The sequence below is a fragment of the Ramlibacter sp. genome (assembly GCF_028292805.1).
Taxonomy (GTDB): Bacteria; Pseudomonadota; Gammaproteobacteria; order Burkholderiales; family Burkholderiaceae_C; genus Ramlibacter.
Genome location: NZ_JAQGLS010000229.1, coordinates 1 through 7,260 on the forward strand (window position 1 = coordinate 1; position 7,260 = coordinate 7,260).

Annotated in this window: 8 protein-coding genes; all 8 read right to left on the reverse strand. The window is 69.4% G+C overall.

All coding sequences use genetic code 11. The annotated features are described in order from the left end of the window. Positions 1 to 211: 211 nt before the first annotated feature. The gene (gene rng / locus JWP65_RS14465; protein WP_299764912.1) at positions 212 to 1,687 is read right to left on the reverse strand and encodes a ribonuclease G; all 1,476 of its coding nucleotides are present in this window, start codon (positions 1,685 to 1,687) and stop codon (positions 212 to 214) included. A gap of 37 nt (positions 1,688 to 1,724) precedes the next feature. Next, complete coding sequence (locus JWP65_RS14470) at positions 1,725 to 2,327, reverse strand: nucleoside triphosphate pyrophosphatase (protein WP_299764914.1); 603 nt, start codon at positions 2,325 to 2,327, stop codon at positions 1,725 to 1,727. Next, the gene (gene rlmH / locus JWP65_RS14475; RefSeq protein WP_299764917.1) at positions 2,320 to 2,787 is read right to left on the reverse strand and encodes a 23S rRNA (pseudouridine(1915)-N(3))-methyltransferase RlmH; all 468 of its coding nucleotides are present in this window, start codon (positions 2,785 to 2,787) and stop codon (positions 2,320 to 2,322) included. The genes JWP65_RS14470 and rlmH overlap by 8 nt, the downstream gene beginning before the upstream one ends. A 3-nt stretch (positions 2,788 to 2,790) precedes the next feature. Continuing rightward, positions 2,791 to 3,618, reverse strand: a complete 828-nt coding sequence (rsfS, locus tag JWP65_RS14480; protein WP_299764919.1) for a ribosome silencing factor — start codon at positions 3,616 to 3,618, stop codon at positions 2,791 to 2,793. Continuing rightward, positions 3,618 to 4,223 carry a nicotinate (nicotinamide) nucleotide adenylyltransferase gene (gene nadD / locus JWP65_RS14485; RefSeq protein ID WP_299764921.1) on the reverse strand — a complete coding sequence of 202 codons (606 nt, stop codon included), beginning with the start codon at positions 4,221 to 4,223 and terminating at the stop codon, positions 3,618 to 3,620. The genes rsfS and nadD overlap by 1 nt, the downstream gene beginning before the upstream one ends. Continuing rightward, positions 4,220 to 5,134: an oxygen-dependent coproporphyrinogen oxidase gene (hemF, locus tag JWP65_RS14490; RefSeq protein ID WP_299764923.1), complete on the reverse strand. Its 915-nt coding sequence runs from the start codon at positions 5,132 to 5,134 to the stop codon at positions 4,220 to 4,222. Before hemF ends, nadD begins: the two co-directional genes overlap by 4 nt. Positions 5,135 to 5,139: 5 nt before the next feature. After that, the gene (gene purD, locus JWP65_RS14495) at positions 5,140 to 6,420 is read right to left on the reverse strand and encodes a phosphoribosylamine--glycine ligase (protein WP_299764925.1); all 1,281 of its coding nucleotides are present in this window, start codon (positions 6,418 to 6,420) and stop codon (positions 5,140 to 5,142) included. 79 nt (positions 6,421 to 6,499) lie between these two features. Continuing rightward, positions 6,500 to 7,222 carry a YebC/PmpR family DNA-binding transcriptional regulator gene (locus JWP65_RS14500; protein ID WP_299764927.1) on the reverse strand — a complete coding sequence of 241 codons (723 nt, stop codon included), beginning with the start codon at positions 7,220 to 7,222 and terminating at the stop codon, positions 6,500 to 6,502. Between the last annotated feature and the right edge of the window lie 38 nt (positions 7,223 to 7,260).

Consider the following 7,260-nt stretch of genomic DNA (forward strand, 5'->3'; position numbering starts at 1 on the left):
ACGCGCCGGCCCGGCCGCTGCCGGCGCAGGAAGACGCGATCGAGCAGGCCGACGGTCGCCGCGGCCGGGGCGCAGCTGAACAGCGCCCCGGCCGTCAGGCCGCCGCGCGCCAAACCCAGGAGCAAGCCCAGGCCGAGGCTGCCCACAGCGCCCAGCGGGCCATCGTCACCTGGCTGCGGCGGGCGCCGAGGAACTCGATCTGCGCCATCGCCTACAACAGCACGATGTCGTACTGCTCCTGCCCCATCGCGCTTTCCGACTGCAGCGAGATCGGCTTGCCGATGAAGTCCGACAGCCCGGCCAGGTGCTGGCTTTCCTCGTCCAGGAACAGCTCGATCACCTTGGGGCTGGCGATCACGCGGTATTCGCGCGGGTTGAACTGGCGCGCCTCGCGCAGGATCTCGCGCAGGATGTCGTAGGCCACCGTGCGCGGCGTGCGCACCGTGCCTTTGCCGGCGCAGACCGGGCAGGCCTCGCACAGCAGGTGGGCCAGCGACTCGCGGGTGCGCTTGCGCGTCATCTCCACCAGCCCCAGCTGCGAGAAGCCGCCGGCCATGGTCTTGACGCGGTCGCGCGCCAGCTGCTTGCGGAACTCGCCCAGCACCTGCTCGCGGTGGTCGTCGCGCTGCATGTCGATGAAGTCGGCAATGATGATGCCGCCCAGGTTGCGCAGGCGCAGCTGGCGGGCGATCGCCTGCGCCGCCTCCAGGTTGGTCTTGAAGATGGTGTCGTCGAAGTTGCGGGCGCCGACGTAGCCGCCGGTGTTGACGTCGATGGTGGTCAGCGCCTCGGTCTGGTCGACGATCAGGTAACCGCCCGACTTCAGATCGACCCGCCGGCCGAGCGCCTTGGCCAGTTCCTCGTCCACCGAGTACAGGTCGAAGATCGGCCGCTCGCCGTTGTACAGCTGCAGCTTGGCGGCCGCGGACGGCATGAACTCCTGCCCGAACGCCATCAGCGCCTGGAACTGCTCGCGCGAATCCAGCCGGATGGTCTGCGTCTCCTCGACCACCAGGTCGCGCAGCACGCGCTGCAGCAGGTTCAGGTCCTGGTGCAGCAGCGCCGGCGGCGGGAGTTGAACCGCGGCCGCGCGGATGCGGGTCCAGGTCTTGCGCAGGTAGGCGATGTCCTCGGCCAGCTCGGCCTCGGTCGCGTCCTCGCCGTTGGTGCGCAGGATGAAGCCGCCGCCGGCGTCGCCCACCAGCCTGGTCAGACGGCGCCGCAATGCGTCGCGCTGTTCGGCGGGAATCTTCTGCGAGACGCCGACGTGGTCGTCCTGCGGCAGGAACACCAGCAGCCGCCCGGCGATGCTGATCTGCGTGGACAGGCGCGCGCCCTTGGTGCCGATCGGATCCTTGATCACCTGCACCATCAGCGCCTGGCCTTCGAACACCTGGCGCTCGATCGGCACCTGCGGCTGGCCGTTGCGCGCCATCGCCGGCGGCTCGCCATCGGGCTGGCGCTGCCAGACGTCCGCCACGTGCAGGAAGGCCGCGCGCTCCAGGCCCATGTCGATGAAGGCCGATTGCATGCCGGGCAGCACCCGCGCCACCTTGCCCAGGTACACGTTGCCCACCAGGCCGCGTTCCAGCGTCCTTTCCACGTGCAGTTCCTGCACCGCGCCGCTCTCGACGATGGCCACCCGCGTCTCCTGCGGCGACCAGTTGACCAGGATGTCCTGTTGCATGTAATTTTGAGGACGAGGATCGTAGGCGCAGGATAGCCTACGTGCGCAGACCCGCCTGCCGCAGCAGCAGCGCCGTCTCGTGCAGCGGCAAGCCCATGATGCCCGTGTAGGAGCCGTTGATGCGCGTGATGTGCGCCGCCGCCACTCCTTGCACCGCGTAGGCGCCCGCCTTGCCCATGGGCTCGCCGGTGGCCACGTAGGCGCGCACCTGGGCCGGCGTCATGGCCGCGAAGGTCACGCGCGAATCGCTCAGGGCGGCCAGCCGCTTGCGGCCGGCCTGCACCGCCACCGCGGTCAGCACCCGGTGCGTGGCCCCCGCCAGCTCGCGCAGCATGCGCCCGGCGTCGGCCGCATCGGCCGGCTTGCCGTAGATGGCGCGGCCCAGGGCCACCGTCGTGTCCGAGCACAGCACGGGCGCTGGCGGCAACCCGCGCCGCTCAAGGCGGGCGACGGCGGCATCGAGCTTGAGCCCGGTGACACGGCGCACGTAGGCCGCCGGCGCTTCGCCAGGATGCACTTCCTCCAGCGCTTCGCTGTCTTCGGCGTCGTCCGGCAGCAGCAACTCGTGACGGATGCCCAATTGCTCGAGCAGCTGGCGCCGGCGCGGGCTCTGCGAGGCCAGGTAGATGAATTCACTCACGGTGGTAGGGGTGTCCGGCGTTGATCGACCAGGCGCGGTACAGCTGTTCGGACAGCAGCACCCGCACCATCGCGTGCGGCAGCGTCAGGTCGGACAGCCGGATGCGCTCGTGCGCGGCTTGCCGGAAGGCCGGATCGAGCCCGTCGGGACCGCCGATCACCAGCGCCACCACGTCGTTCTCGAGTTGCCATGTTTTCAGCTTTTCCGCCAGCGCCGTGGTGCGCAGCGGCGAGCCGCGCTCGTCCAGCGCCACGATGCGCGCGCCCTTGGGAATCGCCGCCTCGATCCGCTCGCGCTCCGCGGCCAGCAGGTTGGGCAAGGTCTTGGAGGCGCGCGGCTCGGTCTTGACGGCCTTGAGTTCCAGCCGCATCTCGGGCGGGAAGCGCTTGGCGTAGTCGTCCCAGGCGGCCTGCGCCCAGTCCGGCACGCGCTGGCCGACCGCCACCACCAGCAGCCGCATGCGTCAGGCCTTGCGGCCGGTGCTCTTCTTGGCCGCGGTCTTGGCGGCGGTCTTGGCCGGCGCCTTCCTGGCCGGGGCCTTCTTGGCAGCCGTCTTGGCAGCCGTCTTGACGGGCGCCTTCCTGGCAGCCGTCTTGACCAGGGTTGCCGTGACCGGGGCGGAACGCGGTGCCGTCTTCTTGGCGGCCGGCTGCTTGCCAGCTGCCAGGCGTGCTGCGGCAGTCTTGACCGGAGCCGCCTTGGCGGGCGCTGCCCTGGCCGGAGCCGAGCGCGACGGTGCCGAACGCGCCGGACCCTTGCGGGCGCCCGACTTCTTGGCCGCGGCTTGCTTGGCGGCCTTCTTGGCCGCGGTCGCTTCGCGCTGCACCGTCTTCACGGCGGTGCTGCGGCGCAGGGACGGCTCGCCGCTTTTTTTGGCGGGCGGCGCGGGTTCCTCGGCGCGGGCGGGCAGCGCCGGCTTGGCGGCGCCCAGGCGCAGGCGGATCGGCTTGTCGCCCCAGATCTCTTCCAGGTGGTAGTACTGGCGGATCGCGGGCTGCATGACGTGGGCCACGGCGGCGCCGCAGTCCACGATGATCCATTCGCCGTTTTCGGCGCCCTCGAGGCGCGGCTTGGGAAAGCCCGCTTCACGGACCGCGTCGACCACGCTGGCGGCCAGCGCCCTGGTCTGGCGGTTGGAAGTGCCCGAGGCGACGATCACCCGCTCGAACAAAGGCGACAGATGCTCGGTGTTGAAGACCTGGATGTCCTGGGCTTTCACATCCTCCAGGCCATCGACGATGGCCCTTTGCAGTTTCTGTGTGTCCTTCTTGGCGGCGGTTTCTTGGGTCATCAGGCGGATTGGTAGAGATTATGGAAGGCAATATAACTGGCAACGGACGGGTGGACCAGCTTGGTGATGTCCTGCCCGGCCGTCAGACGGTTGCGGATGTCGCTCGCGCTGTCGGGCATGCGCGGCAATTGGAGGGGTTCGACGCGCACGCCGGGCAAGGCCCGCAGCTGCGCGATGCCGGTGCTGTCGGCCTTGCCGCGCTTGGCCACGCACAGCACGGCCAGAGCAGCGATGTCCTGCCAGGCATGCCAGCGGTCGAAGCCGGCGGCCTGATCTTCGCCCATCAGCAGGTGCAGTTCGGCTTGCGGGTGCTGGGCGTGCAGCTCGCGCAGGGTATCGACGCTGTAGGTAGGGCCGCTGCGCCTGAGCTCGCGGTCGTCGACGACCGCGCCGGCCACTTCCGCGAAGGCCAGCCTGGCCATCGCCAGCCGGTCGGCGGCCGCCGTCAGCGCCCGCACCTTGTGCCAGGCATCGCCGGTGGGGAACACGTACAGCACGTCCAGCCGCAGCTGGCGCACCGCCGCCGCGGCCAGGGCCACATGGGCGCGGTGCGGCGGATCGAAGGCGCCGCCGAACATGCCCACCCGGCGTGCAGGCTGGTTCAAAGCCAGTCCTTGCGCACGACGAAGCGGCGCAGCAGTTCGTCCTCGGGCGAGCCGGGGTCGGGCTGCTGCTGGTAGGACCACGAGGCATGCGGCGGCATCGACATCAGGATCGATTCGGTGCGGCCGCCCGACTGCAGGCCGAAATGCGTGCCGCGGTCCCACACCAGGTTGAACTCGACGTAGCGGCCGCGCCGCAGCAGCTGCCAGCGGCGCTCGCGGGCGCCGGATTCGGTGGCGGCGCGCCGCTGCAGGATCGGCAGGTAGGCGCCCAGGAAGGCATCGCCGACCGAGCGCAGCATGGCGAAGCTGGCGTCGAAGCCAGCTTCGAAGTGGTCGTCGAAAAAGATGCCGCCGACGCCGCGCGGCTCGTTGCGGTGCTTCAGGAAGAAGTAGTCGTCGCACCAGGCCTTGAAGCGCGGGTACTTGTCGGCGCCGAACGGGGCCAGGGCATCGCGGCAGGCGGCGTGAAAGTGCACGGCGTCGTCGTCGAAACCGTAGTAGGGCGTCAGGTCCATGCCGCCGCCGAACCAGTAGACCGGCTCGGCATCCACCGGCAGCGCTGCCAGCATGCGCACGTTCATGTGCACGGTCGGCACGTACGGATTGCGCGGATGGAACACCAGCGACACGCCCATCGCCTCGAAGGCGGCGCCGACCAGCTCGGGCCGGTGCTGGGTGGCCGACGGCGGCAGCCTGGTGCCCGTGACATGCGAGAAGCCGCAGCCGGCGCGCTCGAACACCCTGCCCTCTTCCAGGATCATGGTAGTGCCGCTGCCCCGCAGCGGCTCGCCCGGATCCTTGCGCCAGGCGTCCACGCGGAACGGCGTGCCGTCGACCTGGGCGCAGGCATCCGTGATGCGCTGCTGCAAGCCGGTGAGGTAGCTTCGAACTTCCGGGGCCCGTGACTGCATGAGGCTCAACCGCGGATGGCCCGGTGGCCGATGTCGCGCCGGAACTGGGCGCCGTCGAACTCGATGCCGCGCAGCACTTCGTAGGCGTTTTGCTGGGCCACCTTGACCGTGTCGGCCAGGGCCGTGACGCACAGCACGCGACCGCCGGTGACGACGGTGCCGCCGTCCCGCGCAGCGGTGCCGGCATGGAACACCACGGCCTGCGGCGTGTCCTTTTGCAGGCCGCGGATCGCGTCGCCCTTGCGCGGCTCCATCGGGTAGCCGGCCGCGGCCATCACCACGCCCAGCGCTGGGCGCCGGTCCCAGTCCAGCTCCACCTGGTCGAGGCCGCCGGCGGTGGCGGCCAGCATCACCTCGAACAGGTCGGACTTCAGGCGCATCATGATTGGCTGGGTCTCGGGGTCGCCCATGCGGCAGTTGAATTCCAGCGCCCTGGGCTGGCCCCTGGCATCGATCATGAGCCCGGCGTACAGGAAGCCGGTGAACACGATGCCGTCCTTTTCCATTCCGCGGATGGTGGGCAGGATGATCTCGCGCATGGCCTTGGCGTGCACCGCCGGCGTGACCACCGGGGCCGGCGAGTAGGCGCCCATGCCCCCGGTGTTGGGGCCCTGGTCGCCGTCCTGCAGCCGCTTGTGGTCCTGGCTGGTGGCCATGACGCTGACGTTCTTGCCGTCGCACATGACGATGAAGCTGGCTTCTTCACCTTCGAGGAACTCCTCGATCACCACCCGGGCGCCACCATCGTTGTGGCTCACGCCCAGCTTGTCGTCCAGCAGCATGAAGTCGATGGCTGCGTGCGCCTCGGCTGCGGTGGTGGCGACCACCACGCCCTTGCCGGCCGCCAGCCCGTCGGCCTTGACGACGATGGGCGCGCCCTTGCTGTCGACATAGGCGTGGGCGGCGCCGGCGTCGCTGAAGGTTTCGTACTCCGCCGTCGGGATCTTGTGCCTGGCCATGAAGGCCTTGGCGAAGGCTTTGGAGCTTTCCAGCTGCGCCGCCGCCTTGGTCGGGCCGAAGATGCGCAGCCCATGGGCGCGAAAGTCGTCGACCACGCCGGCCGCCAGCGGCCCTTCGGGGCCGACCACGGTCAGGACGATCTTTTGCTCCAGCGCCCATTCGCGCAGCTGGACCAGGTCGGTGATGGGAACGTTTTCCAGCCGCGGGTCGAGCGCGGTGCCGCCATTGCCCGGGGCCACGTAGACCGCCTGCAGCTTGGGCGACTGGGCCAGCTTCCAGGCCAATGCATGCTCGCGGCCGCCGCCGCCGATGACCAGGACCTTCATTCGGGCCTCCGACCAGCCGCCGCCAGCAGGCCGGCTCCCTGGAGGGGCATCGACGACATGGAGTGCACAGCGTGGGGGCTCATAGGATTGCCGCGTTGTGATAGACCGCCTGCGTGTCGTCCAGGTCTTCGAGGATGTCCAGCAGCTTTTGCATGCGCGCGGCGTCCTCGCCCGTCAGTTCGATCGTGTTTTCCGGGCGCATGGTGACTTCGGCCACTTCGGGCTGCAGGCCGGCGGCATCCAGCGCGTTCTTCACCGCCTCGAACTCGGTTGGCGGCGTCAGCACCTCGATGGCCCCGTCCTCGTCGGTCACCACGTCCTCGGCGCCGGCTTCCAGGGCGACTTCCATCACCTTGTCCTCGCTGGTGCCGGGCGCCAGGATCAGCTGACCCACGTGCTTGAACTGGAAGTCCACTGAGCCAGCGGTTCCCATGCTGCCGCCGTATTTTCTGAAAGCGTGGCGCACTTCGGCCACGGTGCGCACCTTGTTGTCGGTCATGGTGTCCACGATGATCGCGGCGCCGCCGATGCCGTAGCCCTCGTAGCGGATTTCCTCGTAGTGCACGCCTTCGAGGTTGCCGGTGGCCTTGTCGATGTTGCGCTTGATGGTGTCGGCCGGCATGTTGGCGGCCTTGGCCTTTTCCACGGCCAGCCGCAGCCGGGGATTGATGGACAGGTCGCCGCCGCCCTGGCGTGCCGCCACCATGATTTCACGGATGACCCGGGTCCAGACCTTGCCCCGTTTCTCGTCCTGCCGCCCCTTGCGGTGCTGGATGTTCGCCCATTTGCTGTGACCGGCCACGGATTCTTCCTTGCTTGCTCTGCTGCGTTGCTACTATC